Source organism: Kocuria himachalensis (assembly GCF_054784195.1).
Map to the genome: position 1 here is coordinate 130687 of NZ_BAAGPL010000016.1, position 22221 is coordinate 152907.

The 22221-nt window shown below is 73.7% G+C and carries 18 protein-coding genes and 1 pseudogene; 9 read left to right on the top strand and 10 right to left on the bottom strand.

From position 1 onward, the window contains the following. The 4 genes from ACYVM4_RS11405 to ACYVM4_RS11420 all read left to right on the top strand — a co-directional run. Positions 1-994 (top strand): helicase-associated domain-containing protein (locus ACYVM4_RS11405; RefSeq protein ID WP_460668645.1); only part of this gene is annotated, 994 nt, incomplete at its 5' end. Then, a complete protein-coding gene (locus ACYVM4_RS11410; RefSeq protein ID WP_460668646.1) occupies positions 982-2658 on the top strand; it encodes a DNA repair helicase XPB in 1677 nt (558 codons plus the stop codon). The genes ACYVM4_RS11405 and ACYVM4_RS11410, both read left to right, overlap by 13 nt. Positions 2659-2702: 44 nt before the next feature. Further along, the gene (locus tag ACYVM4_RS11415) at positions 2703-3416 is read left to right on the top strand and encodes a response regulator transcription factor (RefSeq protein WP_368822670.1); all 714 of its coding nucleotides are present in this window, start codon (positions 2703-2705) and stop codon (positions 3414-3416) included. A 12-nt stretch (positions 3417-3428) separates the two neighbouring features. Further along, complete coding sequence (locus ACYVM4_RS11420) at positions 3429-4895, top strand: sensor histidine kinase (protein ID WP_460668647.1); 1467 nt, start codon at positions 3429-3431, stop codon at positions 4893-4895. A 9-nt stretch (positions 4896-4904) separates the two neighbouring features. Here ACYVM4_RS11420 and ACYVM4_RS11425 read toward each other — a convergent pair whose 3' ends face one another. From ACYVM4_RS11425 to ACYVM4_RS11455, 7 genes are all read right to left on the bottom strand, one after another. Further along, positions 4905-5891, bottom strand: coding sequence for an RNase H family protein (locus ACYVM4_RS11425; RefSeq protein ID WP_460668648.1), 987 nt, complete (start codon positions 5889-5891; stop codon positions 4905-4907). Between the two features lie 82 nt (positions 5892-5973). Further along, entirely contained in the window at positions 5974-6681 is a 708-nt protein-coding gene (locus ACYVM4_RS11430) for an MgtC/SapB family protein (RefSeq protein WP_460668649.1), read from the bottom strand. 151 nt (positions 6682-6832) lie between these two features. Further along, a complete protein-coding gene (gene groL / locus ACYVM4_RS11435) occupies positions 6833-8464 on the bottom strand; it encodes a chaperonin GroEL (protein WP_368822666.1) in 1632 nt (543 codons plus the stop codon). Between the two features lie 250 nt (positions 8465-8714). After that, on the bottom strand, positions 8715-9314 hold the full coding sequence (locus ACYVM4_RS11440; RefSeq protein ID WP_460668650.1) for a GNAT family N-acetyltransferase: 600 nt from the start codon (positions 9312-9314) through the stop codon (positions 8715-8717). Between the two features lie 99 nt (positions 9315-9413). Further along, complete coding sequence (locus ACYVM4_RS11445) at positions 9414-9632, bottom strand: hypothetical protein (protein WP_460668651.1); 219 nt, start codon at positions 9630-9632, stop codon at positions 9414-9416. Continuing rightward, entirely contained in the window at positions 9629-10042 is a 414-nt protein-coding gene (locus tag ACYVM4_RS11450; protein ID WP_460668652.1) for a DUF3263 domain-containing protein, read from the bottom strand. Before ACYVM4_RS11450 ends, ACYVM4_RS11445 begins: the two co-directional genes overlap by 4 nt. 14 nt (positions 10043-10056) lie before the next feature. Then, entirely contained in the window at positions 10057-10764 is a 708-nt protein-coding gene (locus tag ACYVM4_RS11455) for an SDR family oxidoreductase (protein ID WP_460668653.1), read from the bottom strand. A gap of 107 nt (positions 10765-10871) precedes the next feature. On the opposite strand from ACYVM4_RS11455, the gene ACYVM4_RS11460 reads away from it, so the two are divergent. From ACYVM4_RS11460 to ACYVM4_RS11475, 4 genes are all read left to right on the top strand, one after another. Further along, a complete protein-coding gene (locus ACYVM4_RS11460) occupies positions 10872-11969 on the top strand; it encodes a YihY/virulence factor BrkB family protein (RefSeq protein ID WP_460668654.1) in 1098 nt (365 codons plus the stop codon). Positions 11970-12063: 94 nt separating this feature from the next. Continuing rightward, on the top strand, positions 12064-12741 hold the full coding sequence (locus ACYVM4_RS11465; RefSeq protein WP_460668655.1) for a uracil-DNA glycosylase: 678 nt from the start codon (positions 12064-12066) through the stop codon (positions 12739-12741). 33 nt (positions 12742-12774) lie between these two features. Further along, positions 12775-13695, top strand: coding sequence for a siderophore-interacting protein (locus ACYVM4_RS11470; RefSeq protein ID WP_460668656.1), 921 nt, complete (start codon positions 12775-12777; stop codon positions 13693-13695). 321 nt (positions 13696-14016) lie between these two features. Further along, positions 14017-15849, top strand: coding sequence for an HNH endonuclease signature motif containing protein (locus ACYVM4_RS11475; protein ID WP_460668657.1), 1833 nt, complete (start codon positions 14017-14019; stop codon positions 15847-15849). Between the two features lie 128 nt (positions 15850-15977). On the opposite strand, the gene ACYVM4_RS11480 is transcribed toward ACYVM4_RS11475, so the two are convergent. Beyond that, on the bottom strand, positions 15978-17930 hold the full coding sequence (locus ACYVM4_RS11480) for a threonine/serine exporter family protein (protein WP_368822657.1): 1953 nt from the start codon (positions 17928-17930) through the stop codon (positions 15978-15980). Positions 17931-17988: 58 nt separating this feature from the next. Next, the gene (locus tag ACYVM4_RS11485) at positions 17989-19071 is read right to left on the bottom strand and encodes a lipid II:glycine glycyltransferase FemX (RefSeq protein WP_460668658.1); all 1083 of its coding nucleotides are present in this window, start codon (positions 19069-19071) and stop codon (positions 17989-17991) included. Positions 19072-19364: 293 nt separating this feature from the next. Here ACYVM4_RS11485 and murJ point away from each other — a divergent pair, with 293 nt between their 5' ends. Next, positions 19365-20915, top strand: coding sequence for a murein biosynthesis integral membrane protein MurJ (gene murJ / locus ACYVM4_RS11490; protein WP_460668659.1), 1551 nt, complete (start codon positions 19365-19367; stop codon positions 20913-20915). Between the two features lie 251 nt (positions 20916-21166). Here the strand turns inward: murJ and ACYVM4_RS11495 are convergent. Then, positions 21167-21958 (bottom strand): annotated as a pseudogene (locus ACYVM4_RS11495) (ATP-grasp domain-containing protein); the annotation flags it as partial. Between the last annotated feature and the right edge of the window lie 263 nt (positions 21959-22221).

Genomic DNA, 22221 nt, shown 5'->3' on the forward strand with positions numbered 1-22221 from the left:
GCTCGCCGGGCGGGCGCCGGGGGGCCACGGCCCCGAGGACGTCCTGGCGCTCGCCCGGTGGCGGCGCCCGCGCCTGGCGCGGGCCATGGACCGATGGGGCCCGGGGATGCTGACGGAGGCCACCGAGCTCGGCCTGGTGGGCGCCGACGCCCTCACGGAGCCCGGCCGGGCCCTCGCGGAGAGCCGGCCCGAGGACGCCGTCCGCTCCGTGGCCGGGTGGCTGCCCGCGCCCTCGCGGACGGTACTGCTGCAGAGCGACCTCACGGCGACGGCCACCGGCTACCTCGCGCCCGAGGTGGCCCGCGCCCTCGACCGGCTGGCGGAGCCGGAGGGCCACGGGCCGGTCCCGCGGCACCGCTTCAGCGAGCAGTCCCTGCACCGGGCGCTCGACACCGGCTGGACGCCGCCCTCGATCCTGGCGTGGCTCGACGAGCACAGCCGGGGCCCGGTGCCGCAGGCCCTGGCCTACCTCGTCGAGGAGGCCGGCCGGGGGCACGGGCGGATCCGGATCACCCGGGCGGACTGGGTGCTGACCGGCGAGGAGGAGCTGCTGGAGGCGCTCGCCGGCTCCCCCGACCTCGCCGGACGGCGGCTGCGCCGGCCCGCCCCCGGCGTGCTCGTGGTGGACGCCGGTGAGGAGGTCCCCGGCCGGCGCCGGGGACCGGCCGGACGGGACCACGAGCTCCGGGAGCTCGCGGCCGCCGTCCGGGCCACGGGCACGGAGCCGGCGCTCGACGTCGCCCCCGCCGAGCCCGTCCCGCCGGAGCCCGCCGCCGACCCGACCCTGCTGCTCGAGGTCCCCGCCCCGCGCCTGCCCGTCCCCTCCGCGGAGGAGATCCAGGACCTGGTGGACCGGCTCACCGGCCGGGACCGTGGGCGGCGCCCGCCGGACGAACCGCCGGACGAACCGACCGACGAACCGACCGACGAACCGACCGACGAACCGACCGACGAACCGAGCGACAGCGGAGGAGACGCCCCGTGGGACCCCTGATCGTCCAGAGCGACCGGACCGTGCTGCTCGAGCTCGACCACGAGGACGCCGACGACGCCCGGCGGGAACTCGCCGCCTTCGCCGAGCTCGAGCGCGCCCCGGAGCACGTGCACACCTACCGCATCACCCCGCTGGGGCTGTGGAACGCCCGGGCCGCCGGGCTGGACGCCGAGCAGGTGCTCGACGTCCTCCTCACCCGCTCCCGCTTCCCGGTCCCCCACGCCCTGCTCCTGGACATCGACGAGACGATGTCCCGCTACGGCCGCCTGGTGCTCGAAAAGGACCCCGTGCACGGGCTCGTGCTGCGCAGCCACGACGCCCCCGTCCTCGAGGAGATCGCCCGGCACCGCAAGATCGCCCCGCTCCTCGGGCCCCGCATCGACGGGGCCACCACGGTGGTGCACGCGAGCGCCCGCGGCCAGCTCAAGCAGCTGCTGCTCACCGTGGGGTGGCCGGCGGAGGACCGGGCCGGCTACGTGGACGGCACGCCCCACCCCGTCGCCCTGACGGAGACGGATCCGCTCACGGGCGAGGCCTGGGCCCTGCGGCCGTACCAGCGCCACGCGGTGGAGAACTTCTGGGCGGGCGGCAGCGGCGTCGTCGTCCTGCCCTGCGGCGCCGGCAAGACGCTGGTGGGCGCCGGGGTGATGGCCGCGAGCTCGACGACGACGCTCGTCCTGGTCACGAGCACGGTCTCGGCGCGGCAGTGGAAGGCCGAGCTGCTGCGCCGCACCACCCTGACGGAGGAGGAGATCGGCGAGTACTCCGGGGCCGTCAAGGAGGTCCGCCCCGTGACGATCGCCACCTACCAGGTGCTGACCGCGCGCCGCGGCGGGATCCACCCCCACCTGGAGCTGCTCGACGGCCACGACTGGGGGCTGATCGTGTACGACGAGGTGCACCTGCTGCCCGCCCCGGTGTTCCGGATGACCGCCGAGCTGCAGGCGCGGCGACGGCTCGGCCTCACGGCCACCCTGGTGCGCGAGGACCACCGCGAGGGCGAGGTGTTCTCCCTCATCGGCCCCAAGCGCTACGACGCGCCGTGGCGGGAGATCGAGGCCCAGGGCCACATCGCCCCCGCCGACTGCGTCGAGGTCCGGGTGGAGCTGCCCCTGGCGGACCGGATGGCCTACGCCTCCGCGGAGGACACCGACCGGCACCGCCTCGCCTCGTCCTCCGCGCACAAGCTCGACGTCGTGGCCCGGCTCGTGACGCGCCACCGCGGGGAGCCGGTGCTCGTGATCGGGCAGTTCCTGGACCAGCTCGACGAGCTGGGCGCGCTGCTCCACGCCCCGGTGCTCAACGGCGGCACCGGCACGGCCCGGCGGGAGAAGCTCTTCGCCGCCTTCCGGGCCGGGGAGCTGCCGGTCCTCGTGGTGTCCAAGGTCGCGAACTTCTCGGTGGACCTGCCCGAGGCCTCGGTCGCGGTGCAGGTCTCGGGGGCCTTCGGCTCGCGCCAGGAGGAGGCGCAGCGCCTGGGCCGGCTGCTGCGGCCCAAGCACGACGGCCGGCCGGCGACCTTCTACACCGTGGTGGCCCGCGACACCGTGGACGCCGACTACGCGTCCCGGCGCCGCCGCTTCCTCGCGGAGCAGGGCTACGCCTACCGGATCGTCGACGCCGCGGCCGTCGAGGCCCCCGGCGAACTCCCGGAGGACCGGTGAGCGCCGTTCAGCCGGCGTTCAGGGTGTTCCGAGAAAATGGGGTCGTGAAGAACGACAACCCCGAAGCAAAGCTGCTCGTCGTCGACGACGAGCCCAACATCCTCGAGCTGCTGGCCACGTCCCTGCGCTTCGCCGGCTTCGAGGTGGTCACCGCCGCCAACGGCCGTGACGCCCTCGCCAAGGCCGAGTCCGAGAACCCGGACCTCGCGGTGCTCGACGTCATGCTGCCGGACATGGACGGCTTCTCCGTGACCCGCAAGCTGCGCGCGTCCGGACGGCACTTCCCCATCCTCTTCCTCACGGCCAAGGACGAGACCGAGGACAAGGTCACCGGGCTGACCGTGGGAGGTGACGACTACGTCACCAAGCCCTTCAGCCTCGACGAGGTCGTCGCCCGCATCCGCGCGGTCCTGCGCCGCACGCAGCCCGCCGAGGAGGACGACTCCCGGCTGCGCGTGGACGACCTGGTCCTGGACGACGACGCGCACGAGGTGTTCCGCGGCGAGCGCGAGATCGACCTGTCCCCGACCGAGTTCAAGCTGCTGCGCTATCTCATGCTCAATCCGAACCGGGTGCTGTCCAAGGCGCAGATCCTCGACCACGTGTGGGAGTACGACTTCAACGGGGACGCCTCGATCGTGGAGTCCTACATCTCGTACCTGCGCCGGAAGATCGACAACGACCCGGAGCTACCCCCGCTGATCCACACCAAGCGCGGCGTCGGCTACCTCCTGCGGTCCCAGCACAAGAACCACTGACCCGGTCCCGGGATGCACACCCTGTCCTCCCGGTGGCGCTCGGCCTCGCTGCGCTCGCAGCTCATGGTGCTCACGGGCCTGCTCCTGGCGCTGTCCATCCTGGTGACGAGCTTCGTGGCGATCTCGGTGCTGCGCACCTCGCTGCTGAACGACATCGACCGCGGGCTGCGGGACTCCGTCCAGGGGGTCTCCGCGGTGCTGGTGGCCGACATGGGCGGCGCGCAGGGCGTCCCGGTGCCGCACGCCGGGTTCCTCCTCGACGCCGAGGGCAAGATGCTCGCCGAGGCGGTGCACACTCCCGACGGCCCGATCGAGCGGCGGCCCGACCTGTCGCAGATCGATCTCGAGCACGTGCGGGAGCACCCCTTCCAGCCGACGACCGTGGGCTCCGTGGACGCCCCGGAGCGCCGGTGGCGGGTGGTCGCGGCCGAGACGGAACGGCTGAACCTCGTGGTGGCGGTCGCCGAGCCGCTCGACGAGCTGAACGAGATGCTCAGCGCGGTGACCCTCCTGACGCTGAGCTTCGGCGTGGCGACGCTGTTCGCGGCCATGGCCGTCGGATGGGTCCTGGTCACCCGGGCGTTCGCGCCCCTGCACCGGGTGGAGCAGACCGCCGCCCGGATCGCGGAGGGCGATCTCTCCCAGCGCATGGAGGGCTACAACCGGCAGACGGAGATCGGCCAGCTCTCGGCGTCCCTCAACGCCATGCTCGGCCACATCGAGGACGCCTTCGACGCCCGCACCCGGTCCGAGACCAAGCTGCGCCGGTTCGTGGCCGACGCCTCCCACGAGCTGCGCACCCCCTTGGTGACCATCCGGGGCTACTCGGAGCTCTACCGGCACGGCGCCCTGCAGGAGCCCGAGGACGTGGCCGGCGCGATGTCCCGGATCGAGTCCGAGGCGAAGCGGATGACGCAGCTCGTGGAGGACCTGCTGATGCTCGCGCGCCTCGACGAGCGGCGGCCCGCCGAGAACGTCGACGTGGACCTGCTCCACCTCGCGTTCGACGCGGCCGGGGACGCCCGCGCCTCCGCCCCCGACCGGCGGATCGAGGTCGGGGGCCTGCGGGGCGGGGGCCCGGTCTCGGCGTGGGTGCACGGCGACGAGTTCCGGCTGCGCCAGGTCGTGGCGAACCTCGTGACCAACGCCCTGCGCTACACCCCGGAGGGCACCCCGATCGAGATCGCGGTGGGCGTGGAGCGCTCCGTCGACGACTCCTTCAACGCCGTCCTGCAGGTGCGCGACCACGGCCCGGGCATCCATGGTGAGGACGCGGAGCGCGTCTTCGAGCGCTTCTACCGGGCCGACTCCTCCCGAACTCGCGAGACCGGCGGCACGGGGCTGGGGCTCTCGATCGTGGCCGCGATCGTCCAGCAGCACGACGGCACCGTACGGCTCACGGAGACCCCCGGCGGCGGGGCCACGATGACCGTGCGCGTGCCGGGCATCGAGCCCGCCGACGACGCCCCCGAGGTGTGAGCGGGACCGTCAGGACTCGTAGGTGCCCTGGTGGAAGCGCAGCTGCCAGGGCCCCAGCTCGTTGCGGGAGTCCTCCCGGACCCACAGGGAGCTGCGCAGGCTCGTGCGGTCCCCCGCCGTGAGCCGGTAGACGAGGTGCACGGCCGCGGCGCCGAGCTCGGTGGCCTCGAGCACGTGCACGTCCACCGCCCCGAGTCCCGGTTCGCGCGGCAGCCGGTCGAGGACGTCCTGCCGGGACCACCACGACCCCGAGGCGCCGACCTCGGCGAAGGCCTCGTGCAGGAGCTGGCCCAGCCGCCCCGGGTCCGCCCGGACCTCCGGGCGCAGCAGGTCCCGCTCGAGCGCCTGGACGGTCTCCCTCGCCGACCGGCCGCGGGCCAGCTCCTCCTCGTGGGCGAGCAGCTCGCTCAGCAGGTCGGGGTCGTGGCGGTCCTCGAACGCGTCGGGATCCGGGTCCTCCGCCGGCGGCGCGGCGTCGACCGGCTCAGCAGCCGGGGTCCGGGGGCCGGCGCCGTCCGGGTGCCGGGAGGCGCCGTCGAAACCGGGGCCCTCCGGGGCGGGACGCCCGGTCTGGAACGCGGTGGCCACGGCCCGGGCGCGGAGGTCGGCCGCCTCGTTGAGCTCGTGGCCGGCGTGGCCCTTGACCCACTCGAAGTGCACGTTGCGGCCCGCCATCGCGGCGTCCAGGGCCTTCATGAGCTCCACGTTGAGGACGGGCTTGCCGTCCCTCTTCTTCCAGCCCTTCTTCTTCCAGCCGGGCATCCACTTCGTGATCGAGTTGATGACGTACTGGCTGTCGCACAGCACCCGCAGAGGCTCGTCGGGGCGGTGGGCCGTGGCCTCGAGCAGGTCCAGGACGGCCTTGAGCTCGCCCATGTTGTTGGTGCCGTGGGGCCACCCGCCGGCCCGCCAGGTGTTGTCGTCGATGTACCAGGCCCATCCCGCGGGACCGGGGTTGCCCAGCGCGGAGCCGTCGGCGGCAGCAGTGATCGTCATGGTACTCATCTTTTCACGGTGCCAGGACCCCGGGCGCCACGGACCCCGAGCCTCGTGGGCTCAGGCCCCGGGCGCCACAGGCTCAGTCCCCGGGCTCCTGCTCGAGCTGCTGCTGGGCGACGTCGCGCACCCCGGCGACCCTCGACAGCTGCACGGCCGCGGTGCGCAGGTCCGTCTTGCCGTCCAGGCGCAGCAGCAGCTCCACCTCGGCACCCTCGGGGCCCTCGACCGTCCGGCTCGAGACCACGGAGGCGGTGAGCTGGAGCTCGTCGACCACCGTGAGGACCTCCCGCAGCACGCCCTGCCCGTCCTCGTAGCGCAGCCGCAGGCCCTGCGGGGCCACCATCCCGGGCAAGCGGCGGGAGATGGGGGTCAGCAGGAGCGCGGAGACGAAATGCAGGCCCGTGGCGACGACGGCGAGCGGCACGAGCCCGGCCCCGCAGGCCATGCCGATGGCGGCGGAGAGCCAGATGCTCGCGGCCGTGGTCAGACCGTGCACCACGTCCCGGTTGGTGAAGATCACGCCCGCGCCCAGGAAGCCGATGCCCGTGATGATCTGGGCCGCCACCCGGGAGGGGTCGGGACCGGCGTCGATGCCGGGCAGGGCCCCGAAGCCGTAGGCGGACACGAGGGTGAACACCGCCGACCCGGTGCCGACCAGGGCGTGCGTGCGCAGTCCGGCGCTCTTGCGCCGCAGCCGCCGCTCGAGGCCCACCAGCGACGTGAGCCCGAAGGCGATCAGCACGAGAGCGACCTGGACGGGGACCGCGTCCCACACGACGACGCCCACGGCACCTCCTCCGGCAGCTGGTCCCTATGATTGAACACCACTTCGGGCCCCACGGCACCGGGTGCGGGGACGACGACGGGCCGGGCACCTCGTCGAGGCGCCCGGCCCGTGCCGGATGCGTGCTGGGCACGCTCGACGGGTCAGCCGTCGATCACATCATGCCGCCCATGCCACCCATGCCGTCGTCGGCACCGGCGCCGGCGCCCGCGGGCTCCGGCTTGTCGGCCACGACGGCCTCGGTGGTGAGGAACAGCCCGGCGATGGACGCCGCGTTCTGCAGCGCGGACCGGGTGACCTTGACCGGGTCGTTGATGCCCGCGGCCATCAGGTCCTCATACTCGCCGGTGGCGGCGTTGAGGCCGTGCCCCTGGGGCAGGCCGCGGACCTTGTCCACGACCACGCCGGCCTCGAGGCCCGAGTTGAGGGCGATCTGCTTGAGCGGGGCGTCGATGGCGACCTTCACGATGTTCGCGCCGGTGGCCTCGTCGCCGGTGAGCTGCAGCTTGTCGAACGCCTTCTGGCCGGCCTGGATCAGGGCCACGCCACCGCCGGCGACGATGCCCTCCTCCACGGCAGCCTTCGCGTTGCGCACGGCGTCCTCGATGCGGTGCTTGCGCTCCTTGAGCTCGACCTCGGTGGCGGCACCCGCCTTGAGGACGGCCACGCCGCCGGCCAGCTTGGCCAGGCGCTCCTGCAGCTTCTCGCGGTCGTAGTCCGAGTCCGAGTTGTTGATCTCGGCGCGGATCTGGGCCACGCGGCCCTCGATCTCCTCGGCGGTGCCGGCGCCGTCGACGATGGTGGTCTCGTCCTTCGTCACGACGACCTTGCGGGCCTGGCCCAGCAGGTCCACGGTGGCCGTCTCGAGGGAGAGCCCGACCTCCTCGGTGATGACCTGGCCACCGGTGAGGATGGCGATGTCGGCCAGCTGCGCCTTGCGGCGGTCGCCGAAGCCGGGAGCCTTGACGGCCACGGACTTGATGGAGCCGCGCATCTTGTTGAGCACCAGCAGGGCCAGGGCCTCGCCCTCGACGTCCTCGGAGATGATCAGCAGCGGCTTGCCGGCCTGCATGACCTTCTCGAGCACGGGGACCAGGTCCTTGACCGCGGAGATCTTGGAGTTGACCACGAGGATGTAGGGATCCTCGAGGACGGCCTCCTGGCGGTCGGCGTCGGTGACGAAGTACCCGGACAGGTAGCCCTTGTCGAAGCGCATGCCCTCGGTCAGCTCGAGGTCCAGCCCGAAGGTGTTGGACTCCTCGACCGTGATCACGCCCTCCTTGCCGACCTTCTCCATCGCCTGGGCGATGAGGCGGCCGATCTCGGGGTCGCCGGCGGAGATCGACGCCGTGGCGGCGATCTGCTCCTCGGTCTCGACCTCCTTGGCGGAGGCCAGCAGCTCCTCGGTGACCGCGGCGACGGCCTTCTCGATGCCGCGCTTGAGGCTCAGCGGATCGGCGCCGGCGGCCACGTTGCGCAGGCCCTCCTTGACGAGCGCCTGGGCGAGCACGGTGGCGGTGGTGGTGCCGTCACCGGCGATGTCGTCGGTCTTCTTGGCGACCTCCTTGACCAGCTCGGCGCCGATCTTCTCGAACGGCTCGTCGAGCTCGATCTCCTTGGCGATGGACACGCCGTCGTTGGTGATCGTGGGGGCGCCCCACGCCTTCTCGAGGACCACGTTGCGGCCGCGCGGGCCGAGGGTGACCTTGACGGCGTCGGCCAGGGTGTTCAGGCCCCGCTCGAGTCCGCGGCGTGCCTCTTCGTCGAAAGCAATCATCTTTGCCATGTGACTTCGTCCCTCCTGGACGGTAGACAAACGGTCGACCTCCACGGTGCCCGCGACGGACGGCGCGCACGGCGGCGGACTCTTCCCGACGCCGTGCGGCACCTCACCGTGGTGGTTGAGGTGTCACTCCTGTGCCGGTGGCTGCCCGGGTCGGGCCGGGGACCGAGCCATTAGCAGTCCACACGACTGAGTGCTAATCGCAATCTTGGCACTCGTCCTCGGAGAGTGCAAACCCCTGAGCCGATTGTGCTCAGCCCTGCCACTCCTCGCGGAGCACGCCGTAGACCATGCGGTCGTAGTACTCGCCGCCGACCTTGCGGGCCCGGCGGATCCGGGCCTCCTCCGTGAAGCCCAGCTTCACCGCCACGCGGCACATGCCCACGTTGCCGCTCCACGTCTCGAGGTCGAGGCGGTGGGAGTCGGAGTGGGCGAAGAGGTAGTCGATCCACAGGCGCATCGCCTCGGTGCCGTAGCCGCCGCTCCAGTGCTCCGGGGAGTACACGGTGATGCCCAGGGAGCGCAGCGGCAGCAGGTGCGTGCCGTCACCCGGGTCCTCGGTGGGCTTCTCCGACCAGTACCAGGACACCTGCCCGATGAACCGGTCGTCGGCGGCGTCCGCGATCACCATCGTCTCGCGCGGGTCCGGCCAGTCCCCCGCGATCACATGCTCCCGGAGGGTGCCCAGCCAGCGCTGGGCGCCCTCGGTGGTGAAGTTCGGGTAGAACGGGCCGTCCGTGCGCTGCCACTCGTGCTCGCCGCCGCCCTCGGGCGGCATGATCCACGCCTCGTAGGCGGCGAGGTCCTCCTCGGTCCAGTCGCGGACGCGGACTCGGCTTCCTTCGATCTGCACGGTGGTTCCTTCCGGTGGCGTCGGGGGTGAACGGCGTCGGGGGGGTGAGCGGCGTCGGCGGTCGGTGCCGACCGGGGCGGCACCGGGTGCCGGACGGGCTCAGGGTCCCGAGGACGTGACCCCCGGTGCCGAGGCGGCCTCGTCGGGGGCGTTCAGGAACGAGAGCACACCGACGCCGAGGGTCAGCGCTCCGGCCAGGAGGATGGCGGTGAGCTCCCGGGCGCCCACGCGGACGGTCGGGCGGACTCCGCGGTGGGCGCCCTGGCGGGGCCCGTCCTCGGGGACGTCGTCGAACTCGTCGTGGGGGTACTGGGTCATCCGTGGTCTCCTCGCTGCCGACGCAGCCTGGCCACGAGCATCGGGTCGTGCTCGAGGGCGGCGCGGGTGTCGATCAGGACGTTGAGCCGCTGGTAGTAGTGGGTGGGCGAGAGGTTCAGGCGGCGGCGGATCTCCATCTCCTTCGCCCCCTGGTACTTCCACTGCAGGTTCTCGAGCGCCAGGATCTCGCGGTCCACGGCACCCAGCCCGGCCCCTTCGCCGGCCGGCTCCTCGTCCGGCGCGGCAACGGCCGCGGCCTCCCCGTCCGGCGACAGCACCGCGTCCAGCGCCGGCTCCCCGGCCAGCGCCGGATCCGCGCGGGATGCAGTGTCCTCGCCCGGCGACGGCTCCTCGCCGGGCGAGGCGTCGTCGTCGGGCACGGTGGTCTCGGGCACGGCGTCCTCGGGCACGGCGTCCTCGCCGGTCACCGCGACTCGGCCCGGGGCCGCACGGAGACGGTGGTCAGCTGAGCGTCCTCGCCCGCGTCCACGACGGCGCGCACCGCCGCGGCCACGGACTCCGGGCGGATGTAGCGCTCCGGGACGTACTCGTTGCCCAGGCCGGCCTGGATGTCCCGCTGCATCTGCGTGTCGACCGGCCCGGGGTGCACCGAGCTGACCGCGATGCCGTCGACCTCGACCTCCTGGCGGAGCGAGTCGGCGAGCGCGCGCAGCGCGAACTTCGAGGCCGCGTAGACGGCGTCCCCGGCGCGGGCCGTGAGTCCCGAGCCGGAGTTGAGGAACACGACCTTGCCCCGGGCGGCCCGCAGGGCCGGCAGCAGGAGCCGGGTCAGCTCCGCGGGGACCACCACGTTGAGCTCGAGCTGAGCCCGCCAGTCCGCCACGGAGGCGGCCTCCACCGTGGTGCGCCCCGCCACGGCCGCCGAGTGCACGAGGACGTCGACCCGGTCCAGATCGGCCACCACGTCCGGCAGGGCCGCGACGTCGGTCAGGTCGGCGGCGCGGACGGTGACGTGCGGGAGACCGGCGAGCTCGGCCAGCCGGACGGCGTCGCGGCCCAGCGCCAGGACGTCGTGGTCGCGGGCGAGGTCCACCACGCACGCACGGCCGATGCCTCCGGTGGCCCCGGTGACGACGGCGCGTGGTCGGGTCTCGGTGGAGGAAGCGCTCATGCGCCCACTCTAACCAGTCCGGCGCAGGTCCCGCCCGCCCTGGACGGAACGGACCGGGACGGTGACGGCCCGGTATCCTGGCCCGCAGCCGACCACGGAGGAGCCCCATGGCAGCCGACCCCCACGCCGCGGGAGATGCCGGGGCGGACCCGGACAGCGCGGAGAAGCCCTCGTCGCCGGCGCAGATCACGAGACCCTCGTGGGGCTACATCCTGCGCCGGTCCGTCCACGAGTTCCGTCGCGACGAGTGCACGGACTCGGCGGCGGTGATGACGTTCTTCGCCGTGCTGTCCATCTTCCCGGGGCTGCTCACGGTGGTGTCGGTGCTCGGCGTCGTCGGCCAGGCCGAGGCGACCAGCAGGACGCTGCTGCGCCTGCTCGACGAGTTCGGCGCCCCGGAAGGGGCCGTGGCCGTGCTCGAGGGGCCGATCGGCGAGCTCACCGGTTTCCCGTCCGCAGGGCTGGCGCTGGTCGGCGGCCTGGTCGGCGCCCTGTGGACGGCCTCCGGCTACGTGCGGGCCTTCGGGCGGTCCATGAACCGGATCTACGAGGTCGAGGAGGGCCGCCCCGTCTGGAAGCTCTACCCCCTGATGATCGGGGTGACGTTGTCCCTGGTGGTCCTGGTGGTCGGCATGATGCTGCTCCTGCTGCTCTCCGGGCCGGTCGCCGAGCGCCTCGGCGGGCTGATCGGCCTGGGCGGGGCGGCCCTCCAGCTCTGGCAGGCCGCCCGGGTCCCGGCCCTGCTGGTGCTGCTCGTCCTCGTGATCGCACTGCTCTACTACGCCACTCCGAACATCCGGCAGCCGAGGTTCCGGTGGCTCAGCATCGGCTCGGTGGTCGCCATCCTGGTCATGGCCGCCGCGACCACCGGGTTCAGCTTCTACGTGTCCAACTTCAACGACTACAACGCCACCTACGGCGCCATCGGCGGCGTGATCGTGCTGCTGCTGTGGATCTGGATCATGAACATCGTGCTGCTCGCCGGGGCCGAGTTCAACGCCGAGATCGAGCGCGGACGCCAGCTGCAGGCCGGGATCGAGGCCGAGGAGAAGCTGCGGCTGCCGCCACGGGACCTCCGGGGCGTCCGGAAGCTGCAGGCGAAGGAGCAGGAGCTGGTCGAGGAGGGCCGCGCGCTGCGCCGTCGGCACTCCGGGCCGGACCACCGGGCGGACGGCCGGGCCGGAGACGGCGCGGCACCGGCCTAGAGTGGTGTCCGGCACACCCACGTCCACACCCGCCGGCACACCGGCACCCGCACCAGCACCGACACCCGCACCGACACCCGCACCGAGGAGCACCGTGAGCGAGCCCCAGCCCCTGGACAGGATCATGGCCCCCGACTGGGCGGAAGCCCTGGCCCCGGTGGAACCGCAGATCCGGCAGATGGGCCGGTTCCTGCGCGAGGAGCACGCCGACGGGCACCGCACGCTCCCGGAGGGCGCGGCGGTCCTGCGGGCGTTCCAGGAACCGCTCGAGCAGGTCAAGGTGCTGGTCGTCGGGCAGGACCCCTACCCGACGCCCGGCCACGCCATGGGCCTCTCCTTCTCCGTGCAGCCCCACGTGCGCCCCGTGCCGCGCTCCCTGCAGAACATCTACAAGGAGCTGCGGGAGGACCTCGGCGTCGAGCCGCCGGAGCACGGGGACCTCACCGCGTGGTCGCGGCAGGGCGTGATGCTCCTGAACAGGGTCCTCACCGTGCGCGAGGGCGCTCCGGCCTCCCACCGCGGCAAGGGCTGGGAAGCCGTCACGGAGCGCGCCATCCAGGTCCTCGCCGCCCGCGGAGCCCCGCTCGTGGCCATCCTGTGGGGCCGGGACGCGCGGAACACCGCCGCGTGGCTGGACGGCTTCCCCACGGTCGAGTCCGCGCACCCGTCCCCGCTGTCCGCGTCCCGGGGCTTCTTCGGCTCCCGGCCGTTCTCCCGCACCAACCAGCTCCTGGAGCAGCAGGGCGCGGAGCCCGTCGACTGGCGGCTGTGACCCCGGTGGTCCTCCGTGAGTAGGGTGGGCGGCATGACGACGACCCCCGGGGCCCGGCCCGCCAGACCCCGCAAGCCGCAGCTGAACCTGACGGTGCGCTCCCGCGAGCTGCTGTCCCCGTCGATGGTCCGGGTGGTCCTGGTCCTCGACGAGCCCGAGCGCTACGCGGACATCGCGCCGCCCGAGAAGTACGTCAAGCTCGTGTTCCTCCGGCCCGGCACCGAGCACCCCGGCACGGCGGCCCGTGGCTCGGCGCGCTTGGGAGCTGCGGACACGGACGCGGAGCGCCCGGACACGGAGCCCGGAGGGAACCCGGACTACTGGGAGCTCAAGGAGACCCTGCCGGGCGACCAGCAGCCCGTCACCCGCCACCTCACCGTCCGCCGGTACGTCCCCGAGCGACACGAGCTGTGGATGGATTTCGTGCTGCACGGCGACGAGGGCTTCGCCGGCCCGTGGGCAGCCCGCGCCGAGCCCGGGGACCGCATCATCGCCCTGGGCCCCGGCGGAAAGTGGACACCGGCCCAGGACGCCGCGTGGACCCTGATCGCCGCCGACGACGCCGCCATCCCCGCCGCTCTCGCCGTCCTGGAGGCTCTCCCCGCGTTCGCGCACGGCGAAGTGCTGCTGGAGGTGGACTCGCCCCACGATGTCCAGCCGGTGTCCGCCCCGGCCGGGATGGCGGTGCGCTGGGTGTTCCGCGCGGACAGCAGGCCCGGGGAGGACCCGGCCCTGGTGCGGGCCGTGCGCGAGGCAGCGTGGCCCGCGGGCCCGGAAGAGGTCCAGGTCTTCGCCCACGGCGAGCGGGAGGTCATGAAAGCTCTGCGCGAGGAGCTGTTCACCCGCCGCCGGCTGGAGCGGGACCAGGTCTCCCTGTCCGGCTACTGGGCGCGGGGCCGCACCGAGGACGTGTTCCAGGCGGAGAAGAAGCTGCCGGTCGGCCAGATTATCTGAGCGGAATCCGCGTGTGCCGGTCCTTCGGGCTGTGGCGTGCGGCGAAGCTCGTCCCGAGATCGGGTCCCCCGAGCCCGGAGGCGCACCGGATCCGCTCTTTCCCCGCCTCACTCGGGAGGGGAGCCGGCACCGGCCCCGGACGCTGCGCCGGACCAGGTCCTGGCGGGTGCGACGGCGGGGGCAGCCGATGCGGTCCCCGCCTGCACCGTGGACATCCCAGCATCGGGACGTCGTCGCACCAGGTGCTTCAGGCGGGTCGGTGCCCGGCGCTCGGCGCTCGGGCCTGTCTTATGGTGTCGGGTCCGGTGGGGACCATGGAGCATGACCATCACCACCGGCAGGCTGTCGAGCCTGAAGGAGGCCCTCCGGGAGGACACGGACGTGACCGGGCTCGACCGGGAGTACGCCGACGTCGTGGCTGAGCTGGTCGAGGACGCCCGTGCGGAGGCCCGCGCCGCGGGCCGGCAGCTGCGGGTGATCCACCGGATGTGGCGGCTGCAGGAGCAGGCCCACGAGCAGCAACGTGCTGTCCAGGCCCGCCGTGTGGACGAGCGTGTCCGTCGTCTCGGGCGGTGCGTGCCGGAAACGGAGAAGCGCACGGTGCTGGACGTGGCCGATGAGATCGGTCCCGCTCTGCGGCTGCCGTCGGGCGCTGCGGTGCGACGGGTGGAGAACGCGATGCTGCTGGCCGAGTTCCTGCCCCGGGTTCTGCAGGCCCTCGAGTCCGGGGCGATCGCCCTGCGGCAGGCTGAGGTGATCGTGGACGTGTGGCGGGACCTGGCGGGCGGGGCCGGCCGGCCGCCCGAGCAGTGGCCACTCGGCGAGGCCGTCGCCCGCGTCGTGGACGAGCTGCTGGAGAAGGCGCCGGCGGCCACCGCGGCGCAACTTCGGGCCCTGGCCCGGCGGCGGAGGGCCAGGCTGCTGGCCGGGTCCGAGGAGGACCATCACCGGGTGGCGCGCCGGGGACGCAGGGTGTGGATAGAGCCCGAGGAGGACCATCACCGGGTGGCGCGCCGGGGACGCAGGGTGTGGATAGAGCCCGAGGAGGACGGCATGGCGCGGTTGTGCGCGCTCCTGGACGCCGCCACCGCCCACGCCGTCCACGCCCGTCTCGTGTCCATTGCCGCCCGTGTGGATCCGCACAGCTCGCCACCCGACGTGCCGGAGTGGGCCTCTGGCGGCCAGGGCTCCGGCGAGGGCCTCGGTCAGGCCCAGGACCAGGTCTGCGGGGAGGGCGGGCCGCGCACGGCCGGGCAGCTGCGCGCGGACGTGCTCGCTTCGCTGCTCCTGGACGGGGAACCTGCCCGGATGCCCGAGCACCTGCGCGGGAGCCGAGGGCAGGTCACGGTCACCGTGCCCGTACTCGCCCTGCCGGCACACAGCGCCCGGACATCCGACGGCCGGCTCCCCGGCGGCTCACCGAGCCCGGTCGGAGTGCAAGGCGGACTGCCGAGCCTCGGCCGAGTGCCCGGCCGGTCACCGAAGGCCTCCGGGCTCCCCGGAGGGCCGCCGAGCGCCGGCGAGCCCGGAGGCGAGGGGCCGACAGGATCTTCGGGTTGCGCCGAGCTGGCCGGCTACGGGCTGATCCCGGTGAGCGTGGCCGAGCGGATCGCCGCCGGCGCCGGATCCTGGTCGAGGGTTCTGACCCACCCGGTCACCGGCACGGTGCTGGACCACGACCGCACCACCTATGCCGTACCGGCCGATCTGAGGCGCCGTCTGCGAGCCAGGGACGGCACCTGCCGGTTCCCCGGATGCCGCCGCCGCGCCGAGCACTGCGACCTCGACCACACCGTGGCCTGGGTCGAGGGCGGGCCGACTGCCGCGGAGAATCTCGCCCACCTGTGCCGCCACCACCACGTCCTCAAGCATCGACAGGGCCCGCTCGGACGCTGGCAGGTCCGACACCGCCGCCCGGGGACTCCGGAGGGCGTCCTGGAGTGGACCTCACCGGCAGGACGCGTCCACGCGACCTATCCCCAGCAGCTCCACCATCCCGCGCTCTCACCGTTGCGGATCGCCGACGTCCTGCCCGTCGGGGCTCCGCCACCGCCCGAGTCCCCCTCGACGCACCCACCGCTCGGGAAGCCGTGGACATCTCACAGCCCCGGACCCTGCGATGTCCGTCCCCACGACGATGCGCCCCCGTTCTGACCCGGATCGAGGACCCATCCCTGTTGGAATCCGGATCGCCGCCCCACCTCCGTGCAGGCCTCCGTCGACGCCCCACCCCGGCGGTGCCCGGAGCGAGGATCGACCCCGTGCCGCCCTGGATCGGTGGGTCAGCGGCGCCGGTTGCGCCGGGAGCTGGTGCCGTTGAGGTGGCCCACGAAGGGGCGCATGAGGTACTTGCCGAGCACCACGCCGGAGGCCAGGGCCACGATCGACGCCATCGCGTTGACGAGCCCCACGATCCCGGGTCCGTAGGTGTCCGTCTCCACGGTGATGGTGTACATGCCGCGGAAGATGGACAGCCCGGGCAGCAGGAACGTCATGGCGGGGATCGCCAGGATCAGCTGGGGAATCCGGTGCCGGGCCGCGAGCACGGTCGCCACGCACCCGCTCGTGACCGCCGCGAGCGCCGTGTCCAGGCGGGCGCCCAGCCCCGCTGTCATACCGGCGTGGTAGACCACGAGGCCGCCGAGGGCTGCGGCCACGGTCGAGAGCACGTGGCGGGGCTTGGCCTGCATCGTGACCGCGATGAGCCCGGTGGCGATCAGCATGAACACGGAGTTGGTCAGTGGGCCCACCGGGTCGAAGGCGCTCTGCGAGACGTCGACCCGGGGCATGCCGGTGTAGCCGGCCACGGAGATGCCCCCGGCGATGCCTGCCACGATGCCGAGGAACGCCATGGACGTGGACAGCAGGCGCCCGGCCGCCGTGACCGGGAAGCCGTTGATCGCGTCCTGCATGGTGGAGACCATGCGGGTGGTGGGCAGGAGCAGGATGATCCCGCCCGCGATGACCCGTGCCGGGGACAGGTCGGCCCCGGCCCAGGACAGCAGCAGGGCCATCGTGGTGAGAATGCCGGACTGGGCGGCCATGGTGAAGAACTCGGGGATCCGCCACACGCCCAGCCGGTGCGCCACGAACTGATTGATGATCGAGGACAGTCCGGCCACGAGCGCGCCCAGGACTCCTCCCCCGATGCCGACGGTGATGGTCATCGCCGCGGCGACCGTGGCGGTCCGCACCATCCACCGCGGATAGGGCTTGGGCTTGGCGTTGATCGCCTGGAGGCGCCGCTCCGCCTCCCCACGGGGCATCTCCCCGCCCGTGATGTCCGCGACGAGCTGGTGCGTCTCGGCCAGACCCGCGTAGTTGTCGGTCCAGGAGCGCACGACCCGCATGACCGTGTGGCTGTTGGTGTCCGGGTCGTTGAAGACGTCCTCGCGGGTGCGGGTGTCGCCCCCGTCCGGCTGGTCGTCGGCGACATAGTTGATCGTCACGGCCTGGTTGGTGATGTCCACCTCGACGTTCTCGACACCGTAGGTGGCGCACACGGCGATGATGGCGTTCTCGACGTCGAGGGCGTCCGCGCCGTAGTGGAACATCGTCTCCGCGAGCCGCAGCGCGAAGTTGAGGGTGCGCCGGGCCTGCCGGCTGGTGGACTCCCCGAACCGGCGCAGGTTGGCGAAGGGCGAGGCGTTGAGCCGTTCCACCACGCGCATGGGGGCGGTCGGGGCGGCCTCGCCCTGCAGGATGGAGCGCAGCCGGGCGCGCCCGCCGGGCCGGGTGCCCTGCGCCCGGGTCGACGGGTAGGCGCCCCGCTGCATCCGGTCGGAGCTCTTGCCGGGAGCCGGGAGGGGCCCGATCGTCGTCGTCTCCGGGCGGGAGACGGGGACCGTGTCGGTGCGGCGCCGACGGCGGGCCGACGCCGCCAGGGGCACGGTCTCGGCGGCCGAGAGCAGCTCCCGGCGCTTCTCCGGCTCGGGGGTGTCCCCGTACCGGCGGATCAGGCTCGTGCTGAGCACGGGCAGCGCCTGCGGGGCGTCGGGCACGATGTCGAGCACGGTGGTGCTCGAGCGGCGCCGGGCGTGGAGGGCCTGGTCCTCGGTGGGGCGCACCGCGGGCAGGCCCGCACCGTGGTGGGCGGCCGGACGGGCGGCGCCCGTGAGCCTCGTGTCCCCGCCGGGCCCGAACGGCTCGACGACGTGGACGTCGGGCTCCTCGGCCCCGTCCGACGAGGGGTAGGCGGCGAACGGGCGCAGGGGGGCGCGCTGGTCGGTCACCACGCGGCGTTCCTCCTTCCGTGGCGCGGGGGCAGGGGCCCGGCGGGGGGACGGGGCCGGGTCAGTAGAAGGGCTGGCCCGTGCGGCGGACCCACAGCTGGCGCTGGACCTTCTCGGCCACGTTGGTCCACACCGCGTACTTGGCGGGGCTCAGGACCTGGTCGTGGACGCCCACGAAGTCGACGACGGTCTTGGTGAAGCTCGTCTTGAACAGGCCCAGTCCGTAGTAGGGGTGCTCCTTGTCCTTGAGCTGGTCGCTCGGCGGGGTGCCGCAGAAGTCGTACTCGATGATCCCGTGCTCCCGCATGAGGTCCGTGATCGCGGTCCACTGCAGCAGGTGGGAGTCACCGTACTGGCGGCGCCGGGGCTTCGAGCCGCCGTCCTTGTAGGTGCCCTTGTCGCCGTAGGCGATGACGTAGGCGCCCACGGAAGGCTCGCCGTCCTCGTAGGTGAAGTACAGCCGGCCCTGACCGGCCTGTTCGAACGCCGTCCAGAACTTCGCGTAGTACTCGTAGGAGCGCAGGTTCACGTTCGCGTCCCCCTGACCCACCGTGTCCATGAGCGCGTACATCCGGCGCATGTTCTGCTCGGTGAGCTCGACCCGTTCGACCATGCAGCCCTCGCGCAGGGCCCGCCGGACGGCGTTGCGCCCGCGGGAGTGCAGGGCCTTGAGCACGGCCTCCTCGTCCCTGTCGGTGTCGAGGATCGCGGTGGAGTCGTTGGGCTGGATGTTGAAGGACTTCTTCAGCCCGGCCCGCGCGAGCACGCCCCGGGCGTAGTCGGAGTCCAGGACGTCGGGCTCGATCTTGATCGCGAAGACGTTCAGCCGCTGCTCGGCCACGAGCCGGGCACTGGCCGCGGCGATCCCGGGGATGTCGTCGACGGACGCGACGTCGGGGCCCTTGATCATGTACCAGAGCTTGCCGAGGGCGGGCACCGCCTTTTCGAGGACGAGGTTGTAGGACGCCTGCCCGCCGTCGGCGGGCTCGTGCACGAGGTGCAGGGGCCGCCAGCCGTGGTCCGCCTTGACGTCCGCGAAAGACGCGGACTGCAGCAGGTTGCCGCCGTGGGGGTTCGCCGTGACGTGGGCGTCCCAGTCGGCGATCTCCTGGGCGGTGGCGAAGCGTGCGGTGAACTCTCGCAAGGCTCTCTCAATCGTCGGGGTCGTCGGGGCCTGCCGGCCGGGGGTGGCCGGCGGGCCGGTGCGCCGGCGGGGGCCGGCCCCGGTCAGTCTAACCGCGCAGGCCTGAGCGGGTTCTGAGCCGTGCCGGACGGGTGCCGCGACCCGAGTCCGGGACCGCGACGGGCCCCGGACGGGACCGGAGAAGGGGCTGTGTATTCTGTTCAGGCGGTTCGCACCGGAAGGTACGCGGCTCGCGCCAGACGCAGCCCGCCCCGATCCCCGGCGCGGTCCGGAGCAGGGAGGTGGCGGAAGCCGTGGGTGGACCGGGCGGGCGGTGGAGCATCGCCCGCGCGGCGGTCCTCGTGACCGGACTGACCACCGTCTCCACCCTTCTGGGCTTCGCCCGCGACGTCGTCGTCGGCGCGGTCTTCGGCGCCGGCGCCGAGCTCGACGCGTGGTTCGTGGCGCAGGGCGTGCTGAACGTCGTCCTCGGCCTGATCGCCTGGGCCATGGCCCGCTCCGTGACCCCCGTGACCTCCCGGGAGGCCGCCCGCGAGCGCGCCGACGGCACGGGATGCCGCGGCCACCGCGGCTTCGAGGTCTCCCTCACCGTCACCGTGGTCGTCCTCGGCCTGGCCGCCGTGGTGACGGGTCTGCTCGCGGACCCCGTGACGGCCCTGCTCGCCCCCGGGTTCGACGAGGCCCAGACCGCCACGGCCGCCTCGCTCACCCGGATCGTCCTCGTCGCGACGGTGCTCGTGGCCGGCACCGACCTGCTGGCCTCCCTCGTCCAGGCCCACGGCCGCTTCGCGTGGTCCTCCCTGCAGGGCGTCCCGTTCAACCTCGTCATGATCGCCGCGGCCGGCCTGCTCGGGCCCCGGTACGGAATCTCTGCGCTCGCCGTGGGCTACGTGGTGGGCTCCGCGGCGCGGCTGCTGATGCAGGTGCCGCCCGTGCGGGCGGTCGGCACCCGGCTGCGGCCCCGGTGGGACCTGCGGGACCCGGGCTTCCGGGAGATCGCACGGCTCGTGCCGCCCATGCTGGTGGGCAACGCGGTGGTCAACGTCAACACCCTCGTCGACCGGGCGGTGGGCTCCACCCTCGAGGACGGCACGATCACGGCCCTGTCCTACGGCTGGCGCCTGGTCGACCTGCCCGAGACCATCGTCGTCGCCGCTCTGCTCGTCCCCCTGTACCCGGCCCTGGGCGCCTCCGCGGACGACCGGCCCGAGCTGCGGCGGCTCGTGAACCGGGGGCTGTCCGTGGTCGTCACGGTGCTCGCCCCGGTGTGCGCGGTGTTCGTGGTCGCGGCCGGGCCCCTCGTCGCCACGGCCTTCGGTCACGGGGCGTTCGACGACGGGGACGTCGCGGCGACGGCCACCGCGGTCGCCTGGTACGCGCCGGCACTGCTCGCGCTCGGCTTCCGCCAGGTGGTGGTCCGCGCGTCCTACGCCCTTGGCGACTCCCGCGGGCCGGTGGTCGTGGCGGTGCTGGCCATGGTCGTCAACGTGGTCGGCGACATCGTGCTGGCGCCCGTGCTCGGCCTCACCGGCATCGCGGCGGCCACGACCGCGTCCCTGGTCGTCGCGGCGCTGCTCAACGCGTGGCTGCTGCACCGGCGGCACGCCGGGCTGGACGCCCGGTCGGCGACGGCCCTGGTGGTCCGGGCGCTCGTGCTGGCGGCCGCCGCCGGCGCCGCGGGGCTGGGTGCACGGGAGGCGCTGTCGGAGCTGCCGTCGTTCGTGCTCGCGGCGTCCTGTGCCGCCGTGGTGGGCGGGACGTACCTGCTCGGGCTCGTCGTGCTGCGGGCCCCCGAGCGCCTGCTCGTGGGCGAGACGCTGCGGACGCTGCGCCGACGGCGCTGACAGGGCTCCCTACCGGGAGCGGGCCCCGCTCCCGAGCCGCCAGGTGGCCAGGTGGCCAGGTGCCACGTGGGGCCGGGGTCGCGAAGGTCCCACACGCTGTGCTGGGCGCCGCGGCCCCAGCGGAGGGTGTCCGCGACGTCCGCGGCCAGGCCGCCGCGGCGCTCCACGGACACCCGGCGCAGGTCCCCGGCGAGCCAGGCGTAGCGGACCCCGGGGCGGGCGTCCGGCAGCTCCGGCACGGGCCCGCCGAGCACCAGCCGGCCCCACGCGTCGGCCAGCCCGGGGCGGGCGGCCTCGGCCAGGGCCATCGAGCCGAAGAAGCGCCCGTTGAGGTCGACGAGCTGCGGGACGCCGTCGTCCCCGGTGAGGAACTGGAGCTCCACGAGGCCCCACCAGCCCAGGTCGCGCAGCAGCGCCTCGGCGCGGGCCGCGAGCGCCTCGTCGACGGGCACCGTCTGCGCGCGGGCCGAGACGCCGCTGGGCGTGGGCCACAGCCGGGAGGTGGCCTGCTGCACCCGGCCGCGCAGCCGGCCGTCGTGGTAGACCCCGATGAGGGCCCCGAGGGTGCCGCGCACGGGCGCCTGGAGCACCGGCTCGGCGCCGGCCCCGCGGATGCGCCGGACCTGTCCGGCGGCGGCGGGGGCGTCCGGGAAGAGCTTGGCCTCGATGCGGTGGGGGCGGGTCTGGCCGGGCGCCCAGTGCGCCCGGCACTTGACGACGACCGGGCCGTCCCAGGACGCGAGCGCCTCTTCCGTGGCCGCCAGCGTCCGGGGAGCGGTCAGGCCCGCCCGGGCCGCCCGGTCCGCGAGACCGACCTTGTCGAGGGCCGCCGCAACCACGTCGGGCCCCGGGTGCGCCACCGCCGCCGGGAGGTGCTGGCGGTAGGCCGAGACCGCGGCCATCCAGTCGTCGCCGGCGCCGAAGACGACGTCGTAGGACCCCTCCGCGATCGCCCGGCGGAGGCCGTCGATGAAGCGGGCGCCGTCCCCGCGAGGGCGCGGCACCTCGTGGCGGACCGCGGCCGCCCGCGTGGCGCCGAGCATGCCCGGCCCGTCCGGGGTGCCGACGCCCACGTGCCAGCCCGCCCGCTCGAGCGCGCGCGCCGCCGCGAGGGCCCCCCGGTCCCGTCCCGTGCCCACGATGAGGGCCCGCCGCGGTGCCGGCGCGACGCGCTCCGGCTCCCGGCGGCGGTGGTCGAGCGGGGGTCGGCGGTCATCGGTCCTCCATCGGCGTGTGCGGGCATCGCCTCCACGGGAGTCGGCGCACGTGAGGAGCCCATGAGACCGGTCGGGGCACGCCACGGCGC

What these genes read in the sequence shown, in the direction of transcription:
- ACYVM4_RS11420 (WP_460668647.1), top strand. Translation starts at nt 3,429, where the DNA reads ATGCACACCCTGTCCTCCCGGTGGCGCTCGGCCTCGCTGCGCTCGCAG.
- ACYVM4_RS11425 (WP_460668648.1), bottom strand. Translation starts at nt 5,891, where the DNA reads ATGACGATCACTGCTGCCGCCGACGGCTCCGCGCTGGGCAACCCCGGT.
- groL (WP_368822666.1), bottom strand. Translation starts at nt 8,464, where the DNA reads ATGGCAAAGATGATTGCTTTCGACGAAGAGGCACGCCGCGGACTCGAG.
- ACYVM4_RS11445 (WP_460668651.1), bottom strand. Translation starts at nt 9,632, where the DNA reads ATGACCCAGTACCCCCACGACGAGTTCGACGACGTCCCCGAGGACGGG.
- ACYVM4_RS11455 (WP_460668653.1), bottom strand. Translation starts at nt 10,764, where the DNA reads ATGAGCGCTTCCTCCACCGAGACCCGACCACGCGCCGTCGTCACCGGG.
- ACYVM4_RS11460 (WP_460668654.1), top strand. Translation starts at nt 10,872, where the DNA reads ATGGCAGCCGACCCCCACGCCGCGGGAGATGCCGGGGCGGACCCGGAC.
- ACYVM4_RS11470 (WP_460668656.1), top strand. Translation starts at nt 12,775, where the DNA reads ATGACGACGACCCCCGGGGCCCGGCCCGCCAGACCCCGCAAGCCGCAG.
- ACYVM4_RS11475 (WP_460668657.1), top strand. Translation starts at nt 14,017, where the DNA reads ATGACCATCACCACCGGCAGGCTGTCGAGCCTGAAGGAGGCCCTCCGG.